Below are 22,930 nucleotides of genomic sequence, written 5' to 3' on the forward strand. Positions count from 1 at the left end.
TGTTGTATACAAGTCCCTACAAGTAGGGCGCCCGTGAGGCGATCGACGAGGATGCGAGGGCGAGGCGGTGGCCGACAAGCTCGCGTACGACCTGTTAGCAGGGGTCAGGGTAATTGAGGTGGCGGCATGGCTGTTCGCTCCGTCGTGCGGGGCAATCCTCGCGGACTGGGGCGCCGACGTCGTCAAGGTCGAGCCGACGACGAACGGGGGTGATCCCTACCGCGGCTTCTTCCACACCGGTCCGGTCAACCCGACGATCGAGCTCGCCAACCGGGGCAAGCGCAGCGTGGCCGTCGATCTGTCGACGCCGGCCGGGCGCGAGGTGCTGATGCGGCTGGTCGCCGAGGCCGACGTGTTCGTCACCAGCCTGCTGCCTGGTTCGCGCGGGCGGCTCGGCATCGACGTCGCCGACATCCGGGCGGCGAACCCCTCGATCATTTATGTGCGGGCCAGCGGCTACGGGCCTCGTGGCCCGGAGGCCGAGACCCCTGGCTTCGACGCCGCGGTGGCGTGGGCCCGGGTCGGTATCGCCCAGTTTCTCACCGAGCCGGATGCCTACCAGCCGACCCATCCGCCTGGTGGTATCGGTGACTGCGTGGGCGGGCTGTCTGGCGCTGGCGCCATCGCCGCCGCTCTCTACAAGCGGGCGCGCACGGGCGTGGCTTCGGAGGTCGACATCTCGCTGCTTGCCGGCGGCATGTGGATGAACGCCACCGTCCTCATGACGGAGGCCAACGCCGGACCAGAGGGCTCGTTGATGCGGCGGGTCGACCGCGGGCTGGTCCGCAATCCGCTGTCGAACAGCTACCGGACGAAGGACGGCCGCTGGCTGTCGATGGTCGTCATACAGCCGGACCCGCACTGGCGCGGCTTCTGCCAGCACATTGGCCGGCCGGAGCTGGCCGACGACCCGCGATTCGCGGACTTTCATGCCCGCATGACGCACAACAGCGAGTTGATCGGCTTGCTGGACGAGGTGTTCGCGTCCCGCACGCTGGATGAGTGGCGGGCGGCGTTGGGCACTTTCGACGGGGTGTGGGATGTGCTCCAGACCCCCGCCGAAGCCGTATGTGACCCGCAGGCGCTCGCCAACAACTACCTCCTGCCGGGGGAGGAGCCAGGCCCGCCGCTGTCGGCCGTGGCGTCGCCGGCGCAGTTTGACGGACAGCCGCTCGCGGCGGCGCGCCGCGCACCCGAGCACGGCCAGCACACCGAGGAGGTCCTGCTGGCGTACGGCTACTCATGGGACGACCTCGCCGCTCTCAAGGAACAGGGCGCCATCATCTGAAAGGGGTACTCGCCGTGGAATACAAGGTCATCTCCGCCGACAACCACATCATCGAGCCGCCGCACACGTTCACGACCTATCTGCCCAAGGAGTACCGCGACCGGGCGCCGCGTATTCTGCGCGGCGCGGACGGCGGTGACGGCTGGAGTTTCGACGGCAAGCCGCCGGTGAAGACGTTCGGGTTGAACGCCGTGGCCGGCCGCCCATACGAGGACTACAAGGCCAGCGGCCTCACGGTGGAGGAGATCCTGCCGGGCAACTACGACGGCACCGCCCACCTGAAGGACATGGACACCGACGGCGTCGACGCCGCCACTATCTACCCCATGGCCTCGCTCACGGGGTACGTGCTCGACGACCGTCCGTTCGGTCTCGCGATCTTGCGCGCGTACAACGACTGGCTTCTGGATGAGTTCTGCGCGGTGAATCCCCGGCGGCTGATCGGTCTGCCGCTCCTGCCCGTGGACGACGGGCTGGACGTCCTGCTGGCCGAGTTGGAGCGGGTGGTCGCCAAGGGTGCCAAGGGCGTGTTCATCCCCTACTGGAGCGAGACTCCGTACTACGACAGCTACTACGAGCCTTTCTGGACGGCGGCGGAGCAGGCGCCGGTGGCGGTGTGCATCCACCGGACCATGGGTGGGAAGGAGCCCCCGACGCTGGCCACCCCGAGTCCGGACGCCGCCGCGGGCATCAACCTCTCCGGTGTCGTGCAGCGGTTCTTCACCGCCGTCGGGCCGTTCACCCAGCTGACTTTCACTGGGCTGTTCGAACGGCACCCCCGCTTGAAGTTCGTCGATGCCGAGGTGAATCTCGGATGGCTGCGGTTCTGGATCCAGATGATGGAACAGGAGTTCGAGCGCCAGCGGCACTGGGCGAACCCACCGCTACACACCCCGCCCAGCGAGTTCGTCGGCAAGAACCTGTTCGTCAGCGTGCTCGACGACTTCGTCGGCTTCGAGGACGCGGGGCGTGATCCGCTCGTGGCGTCGGCGGCCATGTTCTCCACCGACTACCCGCACAGCACCACCCTGTTCCCGAAGACCCAGCAGTACGCAGCTGAGCTGACCCGAAGCCTTGACGACGACCGCAAGCAGGCCATCCTGGCCGGCAACGCCGTAAGGGTGTTCAACCTCGCCTGAACTGTTCGGACCTCGCCCGCGTCGCCACCTCCCCGGCGAGTCGCCACGCGACGGACTGCGGCCGGCATGATGGGCTGCGGTGAACTGTTGGAGCAGCGTTCAGGACAGGCATGGGCAACGGAATGACACAGTCGACAACGACGACCAGTTCGCCCTCGCGGCGCAACGTGCAGGAGCTTGTCGATGACGTCCGCGGGCGCATCATCCGCGGCGAGCTCGAGCCCAGTCAACGCTTGTGGGAGGAGCGGCTCGCGGCCGAGCTTGGCGTGTCGCGGATCCCGATGCGGGAAGCGCTGCGTGCGCTGGCGGCCGAGGGGTTCGTCCGATCCGAACGCTACGGCGGCACCTACGTGGCCACCATGGACGCCGAGGCCGCCCACGACCTGCTCGACGTGCGGGCGGTCCTGGAGCCGCTGGCCGCGGCGCAGGCGGCCATGCGGTGCAGCCCCGAGCACCTGGAGACGTTCCGTCGGCTCCTCGACGAGGGTGCCCGAGCGGCCCGCGAGCGGCGCTACGAGGACACCCGCAGCATGAAGGGACGGTTCTATGAGCACCTGACCGTGGCGTCCCAGAACAGCACGTTGATCGCGCTGATGCACGTCGTGCGCTACAAGATCGAATGGGCCACGTCGATCGAGCTCGTCAGCAGCACGCCACGGGAGATGCGATCCCTTCGGGCGAAGGTCATGCGCGAGATCGTCGACGCCATTGCCGACCGCGACCCCGTGCGTGCGGCGACGGCGGCGGCGGACAACATCGACGCCATCTACGCCTCGATGGGATGGCGGCGCGCGGTCCACGCGCGGTTCGAAGCCGCCAGCACATCCGAATAGGCACCGCGCGGGCAGGAGACGCCGCCCGGGTTGACGGCGAAGCTCGTCCCGGCCGGCGGGGCCTGCCCGGGGGTGGTCCCTTCGCGGGCGCGATTCACCCCGAGACGGCCCGCGCGGCGCCGACTGCTTCTTGTACACACTGATCCGCTTTGAATGCAATGCCGAGGCTGGAGTCCAGGTGATCCCCACCCGTGTGAGCACGTGAGCAGTACCGGGCGGATGCCCCGGCGCCCGGAGAGGCCATCGCGGCCGTCCGTATGTATCTCGACAACGTTCAACCAGAGAGGTTGACATCATGGGTGTTGAAACAGCGCCCGCTGAGGAGCTCTCGGCAGTCGGCGGTATCAGGCTGGAAAAGGTGACGGGGACCATCGGTGCGATCGTTCATGGGGTGGATGTTCATGTCTCCCACGACGACGATGTGACATCGGCACTGCGGCGGCTGTTACCTGAGCACGGCGTACTGTTCTTCTATTCTGATTCGGACATCGGCGAGGAGACCTTCTCGTCATTCGCCACAGCCTTCGGTGAGCTCTACGTCTACCCTTACGGGAAAGGCCCGGGGCAGTTTGTGACCGAGGAGGGCGCCGACGCGGTACGACTTCGGACGAGTTCCTGGCACACGGACGGGAGCTCGCAGGAGAGGCCACCCCTAGCGGCGCTCCTGTCTCCGGTCCAGGTTCCGTCCTTCGGCGGGGACACGATGTGGTCGAGCATGACCGCGGCGTTCGACGCCCTTTCGTCCCGCTACCAGCGGTTGCTCGATGGCATGGAGGCCGTGCACAGCACCGCCGCGGTGGCGCGGTCCCACGGCGACGGCGGGCGTGCCTTCGGCGAAGGGGAACGCCACGTGCATCCCGTCGTCATCACCGATCCGGTGACCCGGCGCAGGGCTCTCTACGTCAACTCGGTCTACACCGAGCGGCTCGTCGGGGTGAGTGAGCGCGAGAACGAGGCGCTCCTGCGGATGCTGTACGAACACGTCAACACGCCGGAGTTCCACGTGCGCCTGCGGTGGCGGCCGAACATGATCGCCGTGTGGGAGGAGCGGGTAACGCAACATCGCGCGATCGCCGACTACACGGAACGGCGAATCCTGCGCCGCATCACCATCAGCGGCGATCCCCCGGCGGCCTGACCGCGTTCCGAGTACTTCGGCGGCTCCTGCGGCGCTGGACCTCTGGTATGCCTTCTCCCGCCCTCGCCTGCCCGCGGCCATGAACCCGAGGCGGGTCAGGAGCGGCTCGCGCGAGCCGTCTCGCCGGGATGTAGAGCACAACGAAGCGCCGTCCGTGCCGTTGGAGGACACGGCATGACATGCCATGACGACCGGGGGCGAGGAGTGGCTGGTAAAGCATCGAAACGTCGCCTTCCACTTCACCCTGGCGGCGCCGATTTCGGGTTCCACTTATGGCTTCGACCACAAGGCCGGCCGATGTGACGCCAGCCGGCGTGGCGACCTGGAGATGCATATGACAAAGCAGAAGCTCATCATCGAGGTCCGGATCAACGAGGGAACGCCGAGAGATATCAGCCCACACGTTCCCTACAGCCCTGAGGAGATCGCCGACCAGGCGATCGAGTGCTGGCGGCGGGGTGCGTCCGTCGTGCACTACCACGCCCGGGACCCCGAAACGGGCGCCCAGTCCTCGGAGGTGGACCTGTACGCGGACGTGGTGCGGCGGATCAAGCAGGAGAGCGATCTCATCACGTTTCCGACGCTGGGCGCGAGCATGTTGCCCACCGTCGAAGAGCGGGTGGCACACATCCTCGAGATGGCGAAAGATCCGGCGACCAGACCCGACGGCATCCCGGTCGACATGCTGACCACGAACCTGGACCGGTACGACTCGAGACGCAGAGAATTCGCCAGCGTTGACCGGGTCTACCTGAACACCACGAAGATGCTCACCGACCTCTGTGAGACCGTGAGCGCCGTCGGGGTGCGTCCGGTGCCGATGATGTGGAACATCGCCGGGGTGCGGCTCACCGAGGCGTTTCTCGAGATGGGCCTGTACCAGGAGCCGCTGTTTTGCGAGCTGACGGTGTTCGCGGACCCGTTCGTCAGCTACGGACATCCGGCCACGATCAGAGGTCTGCACGCGCTGCTCGACTTCGTTCCGCCCCGGGCGAACTGGCAATGGCTCACGAGTGTGATCGGCGGCAACGCGTTCCCGGTGCTCGCCGGCGCGATCGAGGCCGGCGGCCACGTCGCCATCGGCGTCGCCGACCACTCGTACCCCGAGCTCGGCCTCCCCACGAATGCCGAGCTCGTCGCCCGTGTCGTCGAGATGGCGCGGAGCATGGGCCGGGAGGTTGCCACGGCGGCGGAGGCCCGCGAGATGCTAGGCCTGCCGGGAGGTGAGGTTTAGCCATGGGCATCCTCGACGGCAAAGTAGCGGTGATCACCGGTGCGGGTTCGGGGATCGCGAAGGCGTCGGCGAAGGTCTTCGTGCGAGAAGGGGCCAAGGTGGTGGCCGCCGACATCAGCGGCGCGGAGAAGGACACCGCTGCCGAGGTCGGGGAAGGCGTGCTTCCCGTCCACTGCGACGTGTCGAAGGACGCCGACGTGGCGGCGATGTTCCAGGCCGCGCTGCGGGAGTTCGGCCGTGTGGACGCGGTGCTCAACGTGGCCGGCACACACGGGCGCCGGCCCCCTGAGGTGCTGACGGTCGACGAGTTCGACAAGATGACCGCCGTCAACCTGCGGGGCGTCCTCCTCGTCACGCAACATGCGATTCCGGCCATGCTCGAGGGCGGCGGCGGCGCGTTCGTCAACGTCTCGTCGGTCTCCGCGATCAACGTCCAGAGCCGCACGTCGTTCATGTACGCGGCCGCCAAGTCCGGCGTCCACGCCCTCACCAAGTCCGTCGCCGTCGAGTACGGTCCCCGGGGCATCAGGGCGAACGCCATCGCACCCGGCTTCACCTTCACAGAGATCATGACCATGGGACCGGACCTGCTGCGCGAGATGAGCTCGAAGGCGGCGCTGAACCGAGCCGGTCACCCGCAGGAGCTCGCCGAGGTCGCGGCGTTCCTCGCCTCCGACCGAGCCTCGTTCCTGACCGGCGTGATCATACCGGTGGATGGCGGGTGGTCGGCGAAGCTTGCCTGACAGCCGGACGGCCTGCCGTCCGGTCGAGGCGGCCGCGCGGCTCGACCTTCGGCATCATGCCCGGCGGCAGCGCGTCCGGCGGAAGCGGACGCCGCTATCGGGTCGGACATCAATCCGCCAAAGCGCCGCGGGCGGGTATGGGGCGCCTTGCTTGGATCAGACCCAGTCTCGCTGCCCGGAGTGTGGGAGGCTGGAGACAACGCCGCAAACCGGTAGGGAAAGGACAAGGATATGGCGACGGTCACCGAGTCGAAGCTCAGTGTCGGCGAAACGAGCCTCTATATCGACGGTGAACTGCGAGGCGCCGCCGGGGGCCGTACCTATGACAATATCAGCCCTTGGACCGGAGAGGTCGTAGGCAAATCTGCCGATGCCTCCGCCGAGGATGTCGGCGATGCCGTCTCGGCCGCGCGCCGGGCCTTTGACACCACCGACTGGTCAACCAATCATGCCAAGCGCCTGGAACTGGTGACGAAACTCTACGACCTGTTCCGCGCCAACACGGACCGCTTAGTCCAGATTGCCCGTGACGAAGCAGGGTCGACCCTCTTCATCGCCAGAAACGTCCAGATCCTCCAGTCGCTCGCGGGCTACCAGGACCTCATCGACGCGTTCGCCAAGGTCCGCTGGACGGAAGATCGCGGCAGACGCGGCCCGGAGGGACGTGTCAGCCACCGCATTCAGATGCGCGAGGCAGCAGGTGTGGTTGGAGCAATCACACCGTTCAACGTACCCTTCTACGTCAACATCGAAAAGGTTGTTTCGGCCTTGCTGTCGGGCTGCACGGTTGTGCTGAAGCCCGCCCCCGACACGCCTGCTCTCGGGGCGATCTGGGGCGAGATGGCAGCCGAGGCGGGCTTTCCGGCTGGCGTGCTGAACGTCGTGACCGGCAGCGATCCCGCCCTGGGTGAACTGCTGGTCACTGATCCCCGCGTCGATCTCATCGCCTTCACCGGCTCGTCGGCGGTCGGAAAGCGGATCATGGAAAAGGGCGCATCGACGCTGAAGCGTGTGCTGCTCGAACTCGGCGGCAAGTCCGCCAAGATCATCCTCGATGACGTGGAGGACTTTGCGGGCGAGGTGGCTTCTTCCGTCATCGCGGGCCATTCGGGTCAGGGCTGTACGGTACGCTCGCGTCTGCTTGTGCCCAGGAACCGCTACGCCGAGGCGATCGAAATCCTGAAGTCGACCTATGCGGCCTACGACGGCAAGTGGGGCCACTATGACGATCCCCGGGATCCCATGGGCCCGGTCATCTCGCGGCGGCAGATGGAACGCATCAAGGCTTATATCGATGTCGGCCTGCAGGAGGGCGCTACCCTGATCGCCGGCGGGCGGATCGGCGCGGCGAAGCGGGGCTTCTTCATCGAACCCACCTGCTTTGCCGACGTGACCAACGACATGGCCATCGCCCGGGAGGAGATCTTCGGGCCTGTGCTTGTCGTCATGCCCTACGAGGACGAGGACGACGCCGTGCGTATCGCTAATGACAGCGAATATGGCCTTTCGGGTGAGGTGTCGTCCGGCAGCATCGAGCGCGCGATCAAGCTCGCCGCTCGTTTCCGTAGCGGTACGGTCAGCATCAACGGCGGCCGCTGCGTCGACGGAGACATTCCCTTCGGCGGTTACAAGTCGAGCGGCCTCGGCCGCTCCTGGGGTGTCGAAGGCATCGAGGAGTACACCGAGACGAAGATCGTCTCTTACCTGGTGCCGGGCGTATCCGCCGGCGCCTGAGCCAGCTTCAGGTACGCGGCCGCCGGGCCCGGCGCCAGCGCTCTAACCGGGCCCGGCGCCGTGGAGCACGTGTCTGGGACGCTCGCAGGATTTCGGCTGGGCGTTCACCCCGTGCCCCTGAGACTGATCGACCGCAGGGCCAGCTCCGGTGCCGTCTTCTCCGCCAGTTCGGGAGCCTCGCCGCACCTGAGGGTGGGGACGTCGCGGACGACCTCGATCGTGGCGTCCGCCGTTCCCGGCCCGGTCGGCCCGCGCCAGGTCAGTTCCACGGTCGCCGATCGGCCGCCCGGCGCGATGTCGGTGCGTGACGAGGTCAGCTGGTGGTCCAGCCAGGCCCAGCCGAACCGCTCGAACAGCTCCCGCTCGGCGACCTGTCCCCAGGCGTCCAGCGCGGTGGTACCGCGGTAGTGCTGCCGCAGCGGAGGCGGCCCGAGCCGGCGCACGACCGCGTCGATGGCGTCGACGTCGAGGAAGCCCCAGGCCCGCCCGTCCGGCAGGGTGAAGCCGGTCGGGGCGAAGCGGTGTCCGCCGGTGTGGCTGCACCGGCGGACACGCACGCCTGGCCAGGTCCTCGCCACGTCCAGCGCCAGCCGCGTTCCCAGCCGGGCGCAGCAGCGATCCCGCGCGCCGTGCCCGCACAGCAGCACGTCGGCGGGGGCGGGCAGGTGACCCGGATCCGACCGCGGCGCCTCGAGCAGGCGGGCGACCTGGCCGGCGAGGCGTTCCGCGGGCACGACGTGGTCGGTGCCGGCGAACCGACTCGAGTCGGTCCGGCGCCAGATCGTCACCCGCACGCCGGGGACGTCCGCGTCGTCGGCGTGCGGTCTGACCGCCAGCAGCCGGGTGCGGGGCGGGCACCGCCCCAGCAGGTCGGCGAAGGCCGGTATCGCGCCGATGTCGCTGGGCCAGGGTGGTGGCATGTCGACGAGCACGAACGTGTCGCAGGTCAGCGCGGACCCGATCGGGTCGACGCCCTGGGCGCGGGTCCAGGGCGCGCATCGGTAGTCCAGTGCCGGGGAGACGGCGCCGACGTTCACGAAGGTCACCTTTCGTTGTCCTCGATCTCGTCTATCGACTGGGCGCTGAAAGCAGGATGCCGGCGACCCGCCTCGGGACACCGGCCCGCTGGCGATGGGAACACCGGCCCGCTGGCGATGGCGACGCCAGCGGGCCGACCATGCCCAGGACCACGCCGCGGCTGCCGTCGTGGGGGCTGCCGACGTGGGGCGGCGAGTCACTTCTCCGCGAAGAACGCGAAGTCTTCCAGCACCTGCTGCTGGTGCGCCCGCACCACATCCCCCATCTCCGGATGGGTGATGATGTGGGCGCGGTTCGCGCGAATGCCTCGCACGACAATCGGCCCCACGGCCTCGATCGGCAGCATTCCCGGCACCGCGCCCGGCGACAGTACCCGACCCGCCATCGGATCGGCCATCGGTCCACCGAAGCGCTCCGGTCGGTGCCGGGCCGTGGTCGTGACCAGGTTGGTCGCTACCGCTCCGGGACACAGCACCGACACTCCGATGCCGTCGGACGCCAGCTCGTGCCGCAGCATGTTGCCGTATCCGACCACGGCGTGCTTCAACGTGGTGTACACGCCGGTTTCCGTTCCGCCGGTCTGCTCCGTGGGCAGCGCCACCAGGCCGGCCATCGATGACGTGAGGACGATGTGCGCCCCGTCGTCGTGCGCACGCAGAAGTGGCAGGAACGCGTCGACGACGCGTACGGCGGCCGTGAGGTGGAACTCGGTGAACCACGCCCACACCTGTTCGCTGGACGCCGCGGCCGGAGCGCTGGTGTGGACGCCGACCGTGTTCACGAGGACGTGGACGTCGCCCAGATCATCCGCCGCCCCGGCGGCCAGCGTCGCCAACGAATCGCGATCGGTCGCGTCCACGCGCGCGGAAAGCGCGTCGCCGCCGCGCCCCGCGATATCGTCGCGTACCGCCCTCGCGTTCTCGGGGTCAATGTCGGCGACGAGGACCCGCATGCCCTCACCGGCGAGACCCAAGGCGATCCCGCGCCCGATCCCGCTGCCGCCCCCGACGACCACCGCGCCGCGTCCGTCGAGCTTGTCCATGGTCGTCATACTCATCTGCCTTCTTGGGTGGCGGTGCGTTGAAGGATGGCGTGTCGGGCGACGTTGGTGGCGTTGTGCCATCCCGATCCGCCGGCGTAGACGCCGGTGTGGGCGATCACTTCGTAGATCTGGTCGGGCGTGATCCCGAGATTGAGCGCGTTATTGACGTGGATGTGCAGCTCGTCGTTTTCCACGAGAACCTGAAGGACGGCCATCGTGATGAAGCTCCGGGTGGGCAGCTCCAGTCCAGGCCGGCCCCACACTTCGCCATAGCCGTAGTCGGCGGTGATCCAGGCGAGGTCCTGTTCGACGGGGAGGCGGCCGGGCCTTGCCGCGGGGAAGGGGACGCCGGGCAGCTGTGTGAGGAGCGGAGCGTTCTCGCCGTGACCGATGCGCCCGACGCCGAGGATGGCGACAATCCGGGTTCTGGCGGCCCGCCGCTCGGTGTCATCCATCGGCGGTTTCGGTTCGCCCGGGGTGGCGTTGCCGGCGGGGAGGATCCCGCGCGCGACGAAGACCTCGCCCGCGACGTCGGCGGCGTTCTCCCAGGCGGACAGGCCGGCATAGACGCCGGCATGCAGGAGGGCTTCGTGGATCTGTTCTGGGGTGATGCCGATGTTCACCGCGCTGTTGATGTGGCGGTAGAGCTGGTCGGAGCGGCCGAGGGCGGTCAGGGCGGCCATCGTGATGAAGCAGCGGGCTTTCAGCTCGAGGCCGGGGCGGCCCCAGATCTCGTATTCATAGAGTTGGGCACCGCGTATTTCGGCCTCGATGGGGAGCGCTGTCGCGGGTCGAAGGTGCCCGCCGCGCCGGCGGGGAGGTAACGGCGGTGCGTCCGGGGAGGTTCCAATCCGGTCGATGCCGAGTTCGCGGCGCACGCGTTGGTAGGCCGCTTCACGTTCCGCCTGGGTCATCATGCCGACCTGCCTGGCCGGTCGAGAGGCTTTCGGGCAGGGACCTGCATGCTGGGCGTCTCCTCTACTTCAGTTCGGCGATCTCGGCGGTGGGCAGCACGGTCGCGATCCGCCACAGCCCGAGCCAGCTGTTGGGGAACACACCGGCGTCGACAAGCGCGGCGTGCGCCCCTGGCTCGGGGTCGTCGCACGCGTCGGAGCAGACGGTGACTCGGTAGCCGACGTCGACGGCCCACCGGGTGGTGGACAGCACCGTCCCCCCGGTTGCCACGCCCGCGACGATGAGGTGACTGATCCCCGACTGTCGTAGAAGGTCGTGGAGACCGGTGCCGGCGAAGGCGCCGATGGTGGTCTTGCCCAGCACGTACTCGCCTTCCACGGGTGCCACCGACGGGTGGATGTCGTCGCGCATCGGCTTCGGCACCACATGAACGACGGGTACGCCCAGCTGGCGGGCCAGGCCCACTGCGTGGCCGGCCCGATCCACGACCGTGGGGTCATGGCAGAAGCGCTCGACGATGTACTGGGTGAAGTCCAGGACCACCAAGGCGGTAGTCCCCGCTGTCGGCGCCGTGGACAGCGTCATCGGTCCCTCCATGAAGTTCGTCGACATCTTGTATACATTGGTTCTTGTTGTATACAACACGCTCGAGATCTGCAAGAGGTCGACCTGGCTACTGGCCAGCCCGGGGATGCTGGCGCCGTCTGTCCGGCCCCGTCGGCCTCAAGATCGCCACCGGCGTCGGGGCTTGCCCCTCTCCACCGGCAGCGATCGGCGACGGTCAACGACCGCCAACCGATCCGGGTCGACCATCCGCACAAGGAGCTCATCACACGGCTCCTCGCGGAAATCTGCGAGGTCTGCCAGCGGGCGGGCGAGGTCGAGGTCCACCACGTCCGCACCCTAAAAGACCTTGGAACATCCGGACCCGCACAGCCCCGGTGGGCAGCGACCATGGCAAACCGGAGGCGAATAACCCTTGTGCTCTGCGCTTCCTGCCACGGCCAGATCCACACCAGGCAGCCAGCCATACCGCTCACCCAGTAGTCACCGGTGAGCCGATGATCGGGAAACCATCAAGTCCGGCTCGGCGGGAGGCCGCGCGGAAAAGGATCAGCCCACGCTGGCACCTCGCTGCGCGGCCGACCCATCCGCCTGGCTCGGCGGCTACCGCCGCCTGACGATCCGCTACGAGACCAACGGCCGCAACTTCCTCGCGTTCCTCACGCTCGCGGCCACACTGATCTGCTGGAAGAGGCTTGCCGCGTGAGACAACCTCGAAGTGCCCCGATGAGCTGCGAGAGCGGGCGATCCGGCTGGTGCTGGACGCCAGGGCCGAGCCGGGGACGAGCGCGAAGGGCGTGTGCCAGCGGATCGGGGGACAGCTGGGGATCTCCCCGGATACGCTACGGACAGCTACCCATCGCGATCTTAACCCGCGCTCCCTTCGGCGATCATCAACGATGGGCTCACGATGATGACGGCGTTCCGATCTGGGCAGGCCGGTCGGGTGGGGCCTTGCGGGGTGGGGAGTGGGGTGACGTTGTGGGTGAGCAGGCGGAGATCTCGACGGCGAGGCAGGCCGCCAACGACGAGTTGGTGCTTGCTTTTGGGCGGTTGCAGGGGGCGGCCAACCGGCTGGAGTACATCCTGGGGCGGGTGTTGGAGGAGGAGTGCGGGATCAGTCATCTCATGTTCGAGGTGCTGCTGATCCTGGGGCGGGCGGGAGAGCCCGGGTTGTCGATGCGGGCCATCGCGCAGGAGCAGGTACTGACCACGGGCGGTGCGACGCGCCTGGTGGACCGTATGGAGGCCGCCGGGCTGGTCGAGCGGGCCGAAGACCCCGCAGACCGGCGCGGCCGACTGGTGCGGCTGACCCCGCGGGGCGAGGAGGCGACGGTGCACGCCGCCCGGGTGCACGTCGGGAACATCCGCCGCTACTTCCTGGAACCCGTGCCGGCCGAGGACCGGGAACGGTTTGCCGAGGATCTGCGCATCCTGAGCCACGCGGCGAGGGACATACTGCCCCGATTGCCCTGAACCGCAGCCCGCGGCGGCCGGCGGCGCGGTGGGGCCTGAGCGGCGGATGTGACCACCCTGGCGGAATACCTGACCAGTCAGATACTGTTCTGTCGGAGGAGGCGCTTGCGCTGGGCGGGCGCGTACCACCCCTCCTAAGGTCTCTGATGCAGCTGATCTACGTCTTCGATGCCTACTGTGGCTGGTCGCACGGGTTCTCCGGAACGTTGCGCGAGGTCGTCTCCCCGCCATCCGGCGCTGCCGGTGGAGGTGGTCTCCGGGGGCCTGTTCACAGGTTCGCGCCGGGTGCCGATTCGCGCGTTCGGCTACGTCCGGGGCGCAAACGCCCAGATCGCCGAGATGACCGGCGCGCCGTTCGGTGAGGCGTACGAGCTGCTGATCGCGGACGGCTCGTTCGTGATGGACTCCGAGGCAGCCGCCCGCGGCGTGGCCGCCCTGCGCCGGGTCGCCCCCACCGTGCTGTGGAACTGGCCATCGCGTTGCAGCACGCCATTTACGTCGACGGTCTGAGCCTGTCGGACGCGGGCACCTACCGGAAGGTGGCCGGCGTGGACGGCGACGCGGTCGTGGCCGCCTTCGAGGCACCTCAGGCGCAGGCAGCGGCTGAAGCCGAATTCCGCCGCGCCGCCGATCTGGGCGTCACCGGCTCCCCACCCTTCTCGCCGTGGCCGCGGGCCGCGTCGCCGCCTTGGCTCGCGGCCACGCTACCGCCGACGACGTTGATCGGCGCCTGTCACATGGAACTCCGTGCCACCTCCGCCTGGCTCACACCCCGGGGCGAATCGGTCAGCGGCAGCCAGCCGGACCCGCTCCCGCCGTATCTGCTCGGCGGGCGTCAGCCCGCCACCAGCCGCATACCTCACCTCTCCCTCGACACCACCCAGACCGGGCCCACCATCCACGGCTGTTGAACCCCGCGGACAGTCCCACTGCCGCACTCGTGGTAGCCGGGAATGCCAGCGCGCGGATGAGGACAAAAGTGGCCTGCCGGGACACGATCGTCAGTCGCGCGGAGGACGGATATGGAGATCGGGACCCATCCGCGGATCTTCTCTCGGATGTCTCTGGCCGGGTCCTCCCCACACCTTCGACGAGGTCCTCCTCATTGACGTTGCGGACCACAAGAAAGGGAAGTCCATGTACCGGAGACTTGCTCTGATAGCCTTGGCCGTCGCGGCGCTGCCTGCGTGCGGCCCGATCGATAACGCGACCGACACCCGACGATGGGTCCGTCGCCCATCGCTGCCGCGGCGCCAGTGACAGAAAGCCCGACAGCCGGTCTCATTAGTGAAACCGACGACGACGGTCGGTACGTGAGAACGTTTCGCCGGGAGTTTCCCGACCTCGCCGGTGGCAAGACTGACGCCCAGATCCTCAGCGACGGCGAAGCCGACTGCTCCGATATGGCCTCCAACTGGACGGTGACCGCGCCTTCGATGAGCCAGCGCCACGGCCTGGGCAACTCGACAGCCGACCAGTTCGTTCTCCACAACATTGCGCTGCTGGCGATGTTCACCATCTGCCCCGCCCGCTGACCCGGCCCGTGACGACGATGGTCGGCGCCTGGGGCCAACTCAAGGCCGGCGGGGACTGGTTCAAGATCGGCTCTGTCGTGCTCTCGGTAGTAACGCAACGTCACATGGTGTCGTGACGCAGCAGCAGCGAGCGCGCCGGTCGCTGCCGTGCGTCAGCTGTCGGCGAGCTGGCGCAGGAGGCGGACGCCTGGCATGCGGTCGTCGGCCTGCGTCGGAACGTCGAAGATCTCCTGCTGGACACATCCCTGTGTGCCCGCCGCCGCGGTCGCACCCACCCCACGGGCAGGCGGCGATCTGGCTGCTGCGGATCAGACTGCTTTCTGGTCGTGCGGGCCTACGACACCTCCGTCGGAGCCGACGCCTGCCCTGCCTTCCCGAGCCGGGGCCGGGCCGCGGCGGACGCCGCCGGGTAGCTGTCTCCTGGGTGCCCAAGAATCTGTCTCCGCCGCAGTAAATATCTGGGCTCCGTCCTGGGTGGAGTTTCTGTCGTAGTCAAGAGAGTTTATGGTCGCGGCAGACAGGAACGGGCGCGAGCGGGACGGCGGCCATGGTGGGCCGCCGAGTACCACCGCGAAAGGTTCGGCAATACCCGGACAGGTGACCCATGAGGAGAGGGGGGCAGGCACCATCAGGATCGACCGAGCGATGGGCACGCTCGCCCGGTCGCCGCGCAGGCCCGCGCCGCCATTCAGCCGCCCAGATCGGTGCGGGCGCGAAATAGGCGAGGGAACCTCGGTACAGGCCAACGCTCCGGGCCGTGTCGGCTGCCGCGATCAGAACATGGTGTTGTTGTTGGCGCTCTTCTCGGGCACCTCCTGGATGACGTCCCAGTGTTCGACGATCCTGCCGTCGGCGACGCGCCAGATGTCGGCGACGGCCATGCCGCGGTCGCCGGGTTTGAGGTGCAGATTACTGTGGGTGACGACGAGGTCTCCTTCGGCGATTGCCCGCTTGATGTCCAGGCGGAGGTCGGGGAACTGCCCGCGCAGCCAGCGGACGTAGCCGACGAACGCCTGCGGGTTGTCCCGCGCTTCGGGGTTGTGTTGGGTGTAGGTCTCGCCGAGGTATTGCGCGGCGGCTTGTTCCGGCTGGTTGTCGTTGAAGGCCTGCTCGTAGAAGGCGGTGACGAGTGCCTTGTTGTCGGTCGAGGACATGGAGTCTCCGTCGGTAGGCCGGCGTGGCGGTGGGTCAGTCGGTCATGGCGTCGTGGACGAGCGCGGTGTCGACGAACTGTTCGAAGCGGACGATCTGGCCGCCGCGGACGGTGAAGTGGTGGGCGACGCGGACGTCGAGCGGCTTGCCGGTGTTCTTGTTCACCGCGGTGTAGCGGGCCAGGACGACGACGTTCTCACCGTCGACGACGTAGGTGTCGTCGTGGGCGGTCCAGCCGTCCCAGTCGCCGGCGAGCCGTTCCATGACACCCGCGGTGACGCCTTCGGGGGTGCGGTAGGTGCCGGCGAGGGGGAAGCCGGCCATCTCGGTCCACTCCACGTCTGGGGCGAGGGTGGCGCGCAGGGCTTGCAGGTCGCCGGCGGCGGAGGCCAGGTACTGGCGGCGTACCACGTCGGCGGGCGCGGTGGAGGTGGCGAACTCGGCGGTCTGCGCGGTCATGGTCGTCAGCCCCAGCTCATCTCGCCCTTGGCGACCTTGGCTCCGATCTGCGCGGCGATCAGCATGCCGTGGCCGGGGTAGCGCCGCACGAGGGCGTCGGTCAGCGCGGCGCCGTCGGCGGCGCTCGCGAGTTCCTCCTCGAAGGCGGTGAGGTAGTCGCGGGTGGCGGTGATCGCGGAGGCGTCGGCGGGGGTGTTCGGCAGGCGGTGGCCGGGCACGACAATCCTCGGGGCGAGGGCGGCCATGTCGTCCAGCTGCCTGATCCAGGCGGCCCGCTGCTCGGGGGTGGGGGTGTCGGCGATCCAGACGTGCTCCTGCTGGAACAGCAGCACGCCGCCGAGGATCGCGCGCTGCTCGGGCTGCCACAGATAGTGCCGGTCGGGCAGCTCGGCCGCGCCGCCCCTGAGGTCGAAGCGGTGGCCTTCCAGCGTGAGGCCGCCGCTGAGCGGGGCCAGGTCGACCAGACGGGTGGGCAGGTTCGCCCCGAGAGCCGCCCACGCCTTGAGCTTGCCCTCGTAGGAGTGGTGGATGTGCTCGATGGCCGGCTCGGTGGCGACGAAACGCGCGTCAGGGAATGCGTCGGCGAGCACCTCGGCGCCGAAGTAGAAGTCCGGGTCGCCGTGGCTGAGGACCACGGTGGTCAGCCTCTTGCCGGAGTCCAGCACCGCGGCTGCCAGCCGGTGGCCATCCGCGCGGGTGAAGCCGGCGTCGACCAGCAGTACCTCGTTCTCACCGGCGACCAGGGTGGCGGTCTTGTTCTTGCTGCCTACGGGGAAGTCCAGGTCGAAGACGGTGAAGTCCAGGGTGCTCATGCGAGCGCTCCTTGTGTTCTGTGGGACGGACAGAGATGGGAGAACGGTCAGCGGGTGTCCGCGCGGAGCACGGCCAGGCGCGAGTCGACCTCGTCGGCGGTGGCGTGGCCGCGGGCCAGGGTGGTGACGCGCTCGCCGTCAACGGCGAGCAGGGTCGGGAAACTGGTGACGTCCAGCGCGGCGGCGCGGCGGAAGTCCGCCTCGGCCGCGGCCTCTGCCTCGGGTGCCTGGAAGGCGGCGACGACGGCGGCGGCGTCCAGCCCGGCCGTCTCGGCGACCCCCCTGTAGGTGGCCGGATCGGACAGACTGCGCCCGTCGACATAGAAGGCCCGCTGAAGCGTCGCCGCGAGTTCCAGCGCCCGTCCGGGGGCGGCCTGGCGTAGCGCGGCCACGCCACGGGCGGCGGCCTCGGAGTCCATGACGAAGGAACCGTCAGCGATCAGCCGGTCGTAGGCGTCCGCGAACTCCGCTCCGGTCAGCTCGCCGATCTTGGCGTTCGCGCCCTGCACGTATCCGAACGCCCGGATCGGTACCCGACGCTCCCCGGTGAACAGGCCACCCGAGACGACCTCCACCGACAGCCCCGGATGGCGGGAGACGACTTCGCGCACTGTCTCGGAGAACCCGTGCGACCAGCCACAGTAGGCATCGAAAACGTAGACGAGCTTCATCGAAGACCTCGACAGCCATGTCGACGCCCGCCCGATGCGGGCGATCTACCTGACGGAACAGTAACTGACTCGTCAGATATTTCCCCATTTGTATGACCTAGGCCACATGGCGCCTCCAGTAGGGGCGCCGCCGCGCGGGCCGGGGCTCAGGGCAGGCGCGGCAGCATGTCCCGCGCCGCATGGCTGAGAACGCGGAGGTCCTCCGCGAACCGCTCGCGGTCCGCTACGGGCAGTGGCTCCAGGAAGCACCGCCTGATGTTCTCCACATGCATCCGCGACGCACGGACCGCGGTCTCCTCACCCAGCGGGGTAAGCCGAACCAGCCGCCCGCGCCGGTCACCCGGAGCTTGCGCGCGTTCGACAAGCCCAGCCGCCTCCATGCGGGCCACCAGCCGCGTCACACCACCCGTCGTCAACACCTGCTCCTGGGCAACAGACCGCATCGACAGCCCCGGGCTACCCGCACGCCCCAGAATCAGCAGCACCTCGAACATCAGATGGCCGATCCCGCACTCCTCCTCCAGCGCGCGCCCGAGCAGGTACCCCAGCCGGTTAGCCGCCCCCTGCAACCGCCTGAAAGCCAGGACGAGCTCGTCATTCGCGGCCTCCTGCGCCGTCGAGATCCCCATCCGCTCATCCACGGGCCCACTGCCCACGTCATCGCCACCGGCGCCCACACACCGATCATGCCGCGCACGCCGACCAGTGAGCGGGCCATCCCTCCCTGCCCCGCACACTGCGCACGCAGCGCGCCTGACCATACGGACTTGCCGCAGGTCACGACCCGCGCCAGAGTTCCCCGACGACCAGCCTGGGCCCGGCAGGGCGGTTCGTCGTCTCCGCAGCGCGGGGTCACCGCGCTCGCGCCCGCGCGTTGCGGGGTTGTGGTTGTCCTCAACGCGGCCGGGAAGATCTCCAGCGGGCAGCCCGGGGGCATCACAGCAACAGGACACGAGTTCCTCGCGTGAGCAGATCAATCGACGACGCAGGCCTGGCGCGGCGCTCGCGGCCCATCAGCACACCGATCCCAACCATGGCGCCGTCCCGGGCAGCCACAGCGCGGGCGCCCCCGGACCCTCGACACACCGGACTCAACAGGCTGCTTGCCTAATGAACCGACGGGAGGTTGAACCAGCCATCGGCGAATCCTGTACCGGATCGATGCGCGAGCAGAACCGCGCCGTTCGGGCCGGTGGACCGGTCGGTGACCGGATGGCGGGGGGTGGCCGCGGTCGCCGAGCTGGTCGACCGGCTCGGGGTTGTCGAGGCGCTGCGGCCTGTCTGATGCTGGTCGAGCTGCTGCTCATGGCACATGTTCTGGTTCTGGAACGCGCCGCCGGCCTGGACCGGCACCTTGCCGGGCTCCTGCTGCTGAGCCCGATGCTCGATGACCGCATGCAGGCCCCGTCGTCCCACCTCACGGGCGACCTTCTATGGAGCCGGACCAGCAACCAGACCGGTTGGCGCATGCTGCTCGGAGATCGCGCCGGCGCCGACGGCGTCTCCAGCTACGCCGCTCCCGGCCGCGCGACCGACCTGTCCGGTCTCCCCCCGACCTTCATCGGCGTCGGCTCCGTCGAGCTCTTCCGCGACGGGGACGTCGCCTTCGCCTCCACCATCTGGGCCAGCGGTGGCGACGCCGAACTGCACGTCTGGCCCGGCGGCTTCCACGGCATCGAGGACATGGCACCCCACTCCGCGCTCGCACCGACGCCTTCACGGCACGTGACCGCTGGCTAACTCACGTCCTTGGCAGCCCGCGCCGGTGACCGTCCCGAACGGGCCCCATGAAGGCGATCAGGCCGAAAACACCCACGCGGATGCGTCGCCCCGCGAGCGGGGCATGGGCCCGCCGCGGTTCTCGGAGCTGAAGGCGAAGCGGGCGTCCCCGGCACCCCTGGAACCGGCCCCGCTCACCCACCCAGGCGATCGCGCCGCCCGACGGCGGCGATAGGATACATCTGTTCCTTTGGAAGCACATGTGTATTATTGAGACGTGCGACCTGAGCCGTCGCGGGAGCCCCGCACCCAGGACCGAAGGGTGCTGCGGTCGCGCTCGGCCCTGTTCGCGGCCGCCGTGCGCCTGGTCTCCGAGCGCGGCACGGCGGACGTCCCCGTCACCGACCTCGCCGAGGCGGCGGACGTGACCCGGAAAGTGATCTACACGCAGTTCGGCGATCGTGAGTCGCTTCTCGTGGAAGCAGCGGTGGACCTGGTCAATCGGGAGCTCTTTCCGCGGCTCGAGGACGGCGCTGAGGCTGAAGGGCTGGGGGCGCTGGCGGTGGCGCGGCACTTCGCTCGGTACCGGTCGTTTTATCGCCCGATGCTTTCCGGGTCGTGCGCGTTCGCCATGACCAGGGCGTTGAACAGCGCGTTCAGCTCATTCCAGGGACCGGCCATGCGGAGGCTGTTCGGCGAGTTGGACCAGGACGCAGTGGACGACCTGGCGGCGTTTTTCATGGGTGGGACGGCGGCGATCGTCAACGACTGGTTGTTCTACGGTGCAGACCCCCTCGATCCCGAGGAGTTGGCGGACCGCATGCTCCGCCTCGTATCGGTCCTCACCGGTGGCCAACATCCCCGAGCAGACCGAGGTCGCGTTCGATGAACCAGACGGCCGGGCCGTCTTTCCGCGCCTACGCATGGAAGGCCTTCCCGCCGCCGACCCGGGATCTGGTCATCGAATGTGATCTGCGAATGCCGATCTGCGGTGGGTCGAGTCGCGATATCCATCTAGCCCGGCAACCGGACTAACCCTTCCGAGCAGGTCTAGTTGGCCGTCCAATCCGCCAGCTGGTCATGATGCCAATGTCGGTGAACGTCAGGAAACAATGGAGGCTTGACCACAATGCGACGTGAGAATACGGCCAGAAACCGTAGGGTTGTGACGGGTCGGCATCTTTTGGTGATTATCGGTTCGCTCACCGTTGCCGCGTTGGGATCGGCTTGTTCCGGCGGCTCGGACGCAACGCCGGAAACGTCCGCGACAACCCCGCCCCGACCCGCGGGACCGGCTGCCGACTTACACGAACTCAGCGGCGGAAAAGGCGTCAACATGGGTGCCTCGACGACGGTCGTCAACCTGACCGGCACCGGGTACGTCGAGGACGAGTACGTCGCGTCAGGGACGGCGACGTCGTACAACCCGCAGGGCGCGCTCGCTCCCGACGGCCGTTGGACGTTCCAACCCGGCAGCACCGCCGCGTACAGCACCCGAGTGCTCGTCCGGCGACCGGCCGCGGGCAAGTTCAGCGGCACCGTCGTCGTCGAGTGGTTGAACGTCAGCGGCGGGGCCGACTCGGACGCCATGTGGGCCAACACGCACGAGGAGCTGATGCGCCGGGGCGACGCGTGGGTGGGCGTCTCGGCGCAGCGTATCGGCGTCATGGGCGGATCCGCGCTCGTCTCGGCCGGTGGAGCCCCCGCCTCGAGTGGACTGGTGGGCGCGGACCCCGCGCGGTACGGCTCGCTCGACCAACCCGGCGACGGGTACTCCTTCGACATCTTCACCCAGGCCGCACGCGCGGTACGCGGCGGCGGCATGGCGACAGGCGGCCTGAAGCCGCGGCACGTGCTCGCGGCCGGCCAATCCCAGTCGGCGTACGCGCTCGTCACCTACATCAACGGAGTGCAACCCCTCACCCGCGCGTTCGACGGTTTCCTCGTCCTGAGCCGTGGCGCCGGCGCCCTGCCGCTCGTCGCGCCCGGCCAGCCCGCCAGCCTCGCCGACCGCCCTGCGCAATCACCGACAGTCATCCGGACCGACACCGACGTACCTGTACTCGAGGCCCAGGCCGAGGGCGACCTCACCGTCGTGCTGAACTCCCTCAGCTCGCGCCAGCCCGACAGCGACCGGTTCCGCCTCTGGGAGGTCGCTGGTGCCGCGCACGCGGACGCGCACACACTCGGCCCGTTCGTGAGCGCGATCGACTGCGGGGCGCCGCTCAACAACGCCCCCATGCACCTCGTCGTGAAGGCGGCACTGCACGCCCTCGAGAACTGGGTCTCCGCGGGGACACGACCTGCCACCGCACCGCGGATCGAGGTCACACCGGACAGCCCGCCGCAGATCGGGCGCGACGCCAACGGCATCGCCCGGGGCGGCGTGCGCACCCCGCCCGTGGATGTGCCGGTCGCCGTGCTTTCAGGCAAGCCCGGGCCGAGCGGATCGCCGATCTGCCAGCTGTTCGGCTCGACGATTCCGCTGCCCGCCGAGCGACTCGCGGCTCTCTACCCGTCCCGTGACGCCTACCTTCGGCAGTACACAACGGCGGTCGACAGCACGATCAAAGCCGGATTCGTCCTCGAGGCAGACCGCGCCGCGCTGCTCGCCTTCGCGCAACCATCAGACATCAAGTGAAACTTGGCGCCGCCGACGTCGTCATTGCCTGCTTGGGAGCTGGTTGGCTATGCCGTCGAGGCTGTGGGTGAGGTCGGCGGCCTGATCTACTCCGGAGCCCGACATGGTCGTTACGACTGCCGCGACCTACACGAGCGACATGACTGGCGACAGCGCCAGCAACCAGCCGATCTGGTTCAGCCGGGGCGGCGTTTCAATCTCTACGAGTAGCACGATGGTCTCCCTTGGTTGTATGCGGTGCGCGGTTCACGCTGATGGCGTGGCGTCCCTGATCGGTTCCGCGCCTGGTCAGGCGGTTCCCCGGCCACGTCCCCGACGTATGCGGAAGGTCCGTCGTGTGGCTGCTGGTGGGCTGGGTTCAGCTTCCGGTGCTGGTGGTCAGGGCGGTGGATGTCCGTCACCGGATCGGTGGATGAGGTCCGGCTGCGCCAGGCGACGTGCCCGTCGGGGCGGACGAGGACCGCGCCGTCGGGCGCGACGCCATAGAGGCCCGGCCAGTTCGGCTCGGGGATGACATGGCTGTCGACGGGTGCCCTGGTGGCGTGGGCGGCGGCGGCGCGCCAGGCGTGGCCGGGTTCGGCGGTCAGCAGGACGAAGCGCTGGTCGAACAGGTCGATGGTGGACGTGCCGTCGGCCAGCCACAGATGGGGCGCCCGGCAGCCGGGTGCGGCGGTCGGCTGGTAGTCGGCGCCGGGCGGGTCGGCGTCGGGGCTGCCGTCGTCGACGACGACCGGTGACGTGTACTGGTAGCCCATGTCGTGAAGGGTGCAAGTGTGCGATTTCACCGGTCGGAGCCT

General features: G+C 68.6%; 26 protein-coding genes. 15 read left to right on the forward strand and 11 right to left on the reverse strand.

All coding sequences use genetic code 11. The features are described from left to right. The first annotated feature begins 67 nt into the window (after positions 1-67). The 7 genes from FRCN3DRAFT_RS0213175 to FRCN3DRAFT_RS0213205 all read left to right on the forward strand — a co-directional run bounded on the left by FRCN3DRAFT_RS0213175 (position 68) and on the right by FRCN3DRAFT_RS0213205 (position 8,109). Positions 68-1,288, forward strand: a complete 1,221-nt coding sequence (locus tag FRCN3DRAFT_RS0213175; protein ID WP_007514134.1) for a CaiB/BaiF CoA transferase family protein — start codon at positions 68-70, stop codon at positions 1,286-1,288. A gap of 14 nt (positions 1,289-1,302) precedes the next feature. Then, on the forward strand, positions 1,303-2,427 hold the full coding sequence (locus FRCN3DRAFT_RS0213180; RefSeq protein WP_007514135.1) for an amidohydrolase family protein: 1,125 nt from the start codon (positions 1,303-1,305) through the stop codon (positions 2,425-2,427). Between the two features lie 122 nt (positions 2,428-2,549). Continuing rightward, positions 2,550-3,260: a GntR family transcriptional regulator gene (locus FRCN3DRAFT_RS0213185; RefSeq protein ID WP_027140535.1), complete on the forward strand. Its 711-nt coding sequence runs from the start codon at positions 2,550-2,552 to the stop codon at positions 3,258-3,260. Positions 3,261-3,555: 295 nt separating this feature from the next. After that, entirely contained in the window at positions 3,556-4,398 is an 843-nt protein-coding gene (locus tag FRCN3DRAFT_RS0213190) for a TauD/TfdA dioxygenase family protein (RefSeq protein WP_007514139.1), read from the forward strand. Positions 4,399-4,732: 334 nt separating this feature from the next. Continuing rightward, a complete protein-coding gene (locus FRCN3DRAFT_RS0213195; RefSeq protein ID WP_027140536.1) occupies positions 4,733-5,632 on the forward strand; it encodes a beta-keto acid cleavage family enzyme in 900 nt (299 codons plus the stop codon). A gap of 2 nt (positions 5,633-5,634) precedes the next feature. Then, on the forward strand, positions 5,635-6,375 hold the full coding sequence (locus FRCN3DRAFT_RS0213200; protein ID WP_007514142.1) for an SDR family NAD(P)-dependent oxidoreductase: 741 nt from the start codon (positions 5,635-5,637) through the stop codon (positions 6,373-6,375). Between the two features lie 231 nt (positions 6,376-6,606). After that, positions 6,607-8,109, forward strand: coding sequence for an aldehyde dehydrogenase family protein (locus tag FRCN3DRAFT_RS0213205; RefSeq protein WP_007514144.1), 1,503 nt, complete (start codon positions 6,607-6,609; stop codon positions 8,107-8,109). Positions 8,110-8,213: 104 nt separating this feature from the next. On the opposite strand, the gene FRCN3DRAFT_RS0213210 is transcribed toward FRCN3DRAFT_RS0213205, so the two are convergent. The 4 genes from FRCN3DRAFT_RS0213210 to FRCN3DRAFT_RS0213225 all read right to left on the reverse strand — a co-directional run bounded on the left by FRCN3DRAFT_RS0213210 (position 8,214) and on the right by FRCN3DRAFT_RS0213225 (position 11,689). Further along, positions 8,214-9,155, reverse strand: coding sequence for a ferredoxin family protein (locus FRCN3DRAFT_RS0213210; protein ID WP_007514146.1), 942 nt, complete (start codon positions 9,153-9,155; stop codon positions 8,214-8,216). A 188-nt stretch (positions 9,156-9,343) separates the two neighbouring features. After that, a complete protein-coding gene (locus FRCN3DRAFT_RS0213215) occupies positions 9,344-10,204 on the reverse strand; it encodes an SDR family NAD(P)-dependent oxidoreductase (protein WP_232794029.1) in 861 nt (286 codons plus the stop codon). Beyond that, complete coding sequence (locus FRCN3DRAFT_RS0213220) at positions 10,201-11,103, reverse strand: carboxymuconolactone decarboxylase family protein (protein WP_232794030.1); 903 nt, start codon at positions 11,101-11,103, stop codon at positions 10,201-10,203. Before FRCN3DRAFT_RS0213220 ends, FRCN3DRAFT_RS0213215 begins: the two co-directional genes overlap by 4 nt. Positions 11,104-11,167: 64 nt before the next feature. Beyond that, complete coding sequence (locus FRCN3DRAFT_RS0213225; RefSeq protein WP_007514152.1) at positions 11,168-11,689, reverse strand: cysteine hydrolase family protein; 522 nt, start codon at positions 11,687-11,689, stop codon at positions 11,168-11,170. On the opposite strand from FRCN3DRAFT_RS0213225, the gene FRCN3DRAFT_RS57410 reads away from it, so the two are divergent. The 5 genes from FRCN3DRAFT_RS57410 (at position 11,603) to FRCN3DRAFT_RS56135 (ending at position 14,679) form a co-directional block, all read left to right on the forward strand. Next, positions 11,603-12,151 carry an HNH endonuclease gene (locus tag FRCN3DRAFT_RS57410; protein ID WP_335341732.1) on the forward strand — a complete coding sequence of 183 codons (549 nt, stop codon included), beginning with the start codon at positions 11,603-11,605 and terminating at the stop codon, positions 12,149-12,151. The two genes, FRCN3DRAFT_RS0213225 and FRCN3DRAFT_RS57410, sit on opposite strands and share 87 nt — an antisense overlap. A gap of 498 nt (positions 12,152-12,649) precedes the next feature. After that, on the forward strand, positions 12,650-13,144 hold the full coding sequence (locus FRCN3DRAFT_RS0213230) for a MarR family winged helix-turn-helix transcriptional regulator (protein ID WP_007514153.1): 495 nt from the start codon (positions 12,650-12,652) through the stop codon (positions 13,142-13,144). Positions 13,145-13,429: 285 nt separating this feature from the next. Next, entirely contained in the window at positions 13,430-13,654 is a 225-nt protein-coding gene (locus FRCN3DRAFT_RS58140) for a hypothetical protein (RefSeq protein ID WP_198535967.1), read from the forward strand. Continuing rightward, positions 13,606-14,055, forward strand: a complete 450-nt coding sequence (locus tag FRCN3DRAFT_RS58145; protein ID WP_007514156.1) for a hypothetical protein — start codon at positions 13,606-13,608, stop codon at positions 14,053-14,055. The genes FRCN3DRAFT_RS58140 and FRCN3DRAFT_RS58145 overlap by 49 nt, the downstream gene beginning before the upstream one ends. Before the next feature lie 402 nt (positions 14,056-14,457). Continuing rightward, positions 14,458-14,679, forward strand: a complete 222-nt coding sequence (locus FRCN3DRAFT_RS56135) for a hypothetical protein (protein ID WP_071042304.1) — start codon at positions 14,458-14,460, stop codon at positions 14,677-14,679. Between the two features lie 152 nt (positions 14,680-14,831). On the opposite strand, the gene FRCN3DRAFT_RS57090 is transcribed toward FRCN3DRAFT_RS56135, so the two are convergent. The 6 genes from FRCN3DRAFT_RS57090 to FRCN3DRAFT_RS0213275 form a co-directional block, all read right to left on the reverse strand. Continuing rightward, positions 14,832-14,954 carry a hypothetical protein gene (locus FRCN3DRAFT_RS57090; RefSeq protein WP_269799821.1) on the reverse strand — a complete coding sequence of 41 codons (123 nt, stop codon included), beginning with the start codon at positions 14,952-14,954 and terminating at the stop codon, positions 14,832-14,834. A 498-nt stretch (positions 14,955-15,452) separates the two neighbouring features. Beyond that, entirely contained in the window at positions 15,453-15,833 is a 381-nt protein-coding gene (locus FRCN3DRAFT_RS0213255) for a nuclear transport factor 2 family protein (RefSeq protein ID WP_007514160.1), read from the reverse strand. Positions 15,834-15,867: 34 nt separating this feature from the next. Continuing rightward, the gene (locus FRCN3DRAFT_RS0213260) at positions 15,868-16,290 is read right to left on the reverse strand and encodes a nuclear transport factor 2 family protein (RefSeq protein WP_007514161.1); all 423 of its coding nucleotides are present in this window, start codon (positions 16,288-16,290) and stop codon (positions 15,868-15,870) included. A gap of 5 nt (positions 16,291-16,295) precedes the next feature. Next, a complete protein-coding gene (locus FRCN3DRAFT_RS0213265) occupies positions 16,296-17,102 on the reverse strand; it encodes an MBL fold metallo-hydrolase (RefSeq protein WP_007514163.1) in 807 nt (268 codons plus the stop codon). A gap of 47 nt (positions 17,103-17,149) precedes the next feature. Beyond that, on the reverse strand, positions 17,150-17,773 hold the full coding sequence (locus tag FRCN3DRAFT_RS0213270) for a DsbA family protein (RefSeq protein ID WP_007514165.1): 624 nt from the start codon (positions 17,771-17,773) through the stop codon (positions 17,150-17,152). 146 nt (positions 17,774-17,919) lie between these two features. Beyond that, positions 17,920-18,402 (reverse strand): MarR family winged helix-turn-helix transcriptional regulator, encoded by a 483-nt coding sequence (locus FRCN3DRAFT_RS0213275; RefSeq protein WP_007514166.1) that lies wholly within the window; start codon positions 18,400-18,402, stop codon positions 17,920-17,922. Between the two features lie 655 nt (positions 18,403-19,057). Between FRCN3DRAFT_RS0213275 and FRCN3DRAFT_RS55055 the strand changes: the two genes are divergently transcribed. The 3 genes from FRCN3DRAFT_RS55055 (at position 19,058) to FRCN3DRAFT_RS0213295 (ending at position 22,133) form a co-directional block, all read left to right on the forward strand. Beyond that, positions 19,058-19,513 carry an alpha/beta hydrolase fold domain-containing protein gene (locus tag FRCN3DRAFT_RS55055; protein ID WP_007514168.1) on the forward strand — a complete coding sequence of 152 codons (456 nt, stop codon included), beginning with the start codon at positions 19,058-19,060 and terminating at the stop codon, positions 19,511-19,513. 301 nt (positions 19,514-19,814) lie between these two features. Further along, on the forward strand, positions 19,815-20,381 hold the full coding sequence (locus FRCN3DRAFT_RS0213290; RefSeq protein ID WP_007514170.1) for a TetR/AcrR family transcriptional regulator: 567 nt from the start codon (positions 19,815-19,817) through the stop codon (positions 20,379-20,381). Between the two features lie 240 nt (positions 20,382-20,621). Further along, positions 20,622-22,133, forward strand: coding sequence for an alpha/beta hydrolase domain-containing protein (locus FRCN3DRAFT_RS0213295; protein WP_007514174.1), 1,512 nt, complete (start codon positions 20,622-20,624; stop codon positions 22,131-22,133). 200 nt (positions 22,134-22,333) lie between these two features. Here the strand turns inward: FRCN3DRAFT_RS0213295 and FRCN3DRAFT_RS0213300 are convergent, their stop codons facing one another. Beyond that, positions 22,334-22,918 (reverse strand): aromatic-ring hydroxylase C-terminal domain-containing protein, encoded by a 585-nt coding sequence (locus FRCN3DRAFT_RS0213300; RefSeq protein WP_007514176.1) that lies wholly within the window; start codon positions 22,916-22,918, stop codon positions 22,334-22,336. Between the last annotated feature and the right edge of the window lie 12 nt (positions 22,919-22,930).

The organism is Pseudofrankia saprophytica, assembly GCF_000235425.2.
Classification (GTDB): Bacteria; Actinomycetota; Actinomycetes; order Frankiales; family Frankiaceae; genus Pseudofrankia; species Pseudofrankia saprophytica.

Bases quoted from the DNA above. Each gene is read 5' to 3' on its own strand.
- FRCN3DRAFT_RS0213185 (WP_027140535.1), top strand. From the start codon at position 2,550: ATGACACAGTCGACAACGACGACCAGTTCGCCCTCGCGGCGCAACGTG.
- FRCN3DRAFT_RS0213190 (WP_007514139.1), top strand. From the start codon at position 3,556: ATGGGTGTTGAAACAGCGCCCGCTGAGGAGCTCTCGGCAGTCGGCGGT.
- FRCN3DRAFT_RS0213195 (WP_027140536.1), top strand. From the start codon at position 4,733: ATGACAAAGCAGAAGCTCATCATCGAGGTCCGGATCAACGAGGGAACG.
- FRCN3DRAFT_RS0213200 (WP_007514142.1), top strand. From the start codon at position 5,635: ATGGGCATCCTCGACGGCAAAGTAGCGGTGATCACCGGTGCGGGTTCG.
- FRCN3DRAFT_RS0213205 (WP_007514144.1), top strand. From the start codon at position 6,607: ATGGCGACGGTCACCGAGTCGAAGCTCAGTGTCGGCGAAACGAGCCTC.
- FRCN3DRAFT_RS0213215 (WP_232794029.1), bottom strand. From the start codon at position 10,204: ATGAGTATGACGACCATGGACAAGCTCGACGGACGCGGCGCGGTGGTC.
- FRCN3DRAFT_RS0213220 (WP_232794030.1), bottom strand. From the start codon at position 11,103: ATGACCCAGGCGGAACGTGAAGCGGCCTACCAACGCGTGCGCCGCGAA.
- FRCN3DRAFT_RS57410 (WP_335341732.1), top strand. From the start codon at position 11,603: ATGGCAGAAGCGCTCGACGATGTACTGGGTGAAGTCCAGGACCACCAA.
- FRCN3DRAFT_RS0213225 (WP_007514152.1), bottom strand. From the start codon at position 11,689: ATGACGCTGTCCACGGCGCCGACAGCGGGGACTACCGCCTTGGTGGTC.
- FRCN3DRAFT_RS0213255 (WP_007514160.1), bottom strand. From the start codon at position 15,833: ATGTCCTCGACCGACAACAAGGCACTCGTCACCGCCTTCTACGAGCAG.
- FRCN3DRAFT_RS0213260 (WP_007514161.1), bottom strand. From the start codon at position 16,290: ATGACCGCGCAGACCGCCGAGTTCGCCACCTCCACCGCGCCCGCCGAC.
- FRCN3DRAFT_RS0213265 (WP_007514163.1), bottom strand. From the start codon at position 17,102: ATGAGCACCCTGGACTTCACCGTCTTCGACCTGGACTTCCCCGTAGGC.
- FRCN3DRAFT_RS0213270 (WP_007514165.1), bottom strand. From the start codon at position 17,773: ATGAAGCTCGTCTACGTTTTCGATGCCTACTGTGGCTGGTCGCACGGG.
- FRCN3DRAFT_RS0213275 (WP_007514166.1), bottom strand. From the start codon at position 18,402: ATGGGGATCTCGACGGCGCAGGAGGCCGCGAATGACGAGCTCGTCCTG.
- FRCN3DRAFT_RS55055 (WP_007514168.1), top strand. From the start codon at position 19,058: ATGCTGGTCGAGCTGCTGCTCATGGCACATGTTCTGGTTCTGGAACGC.
- FRCN3DRAFT_RS0213295 (WP_007514174.1), top strand. From the start codon at position 20,622: ATGCGACGTGAGAATACGGCCAGAAACCGTAGGGTTGTGACGGGTCGG.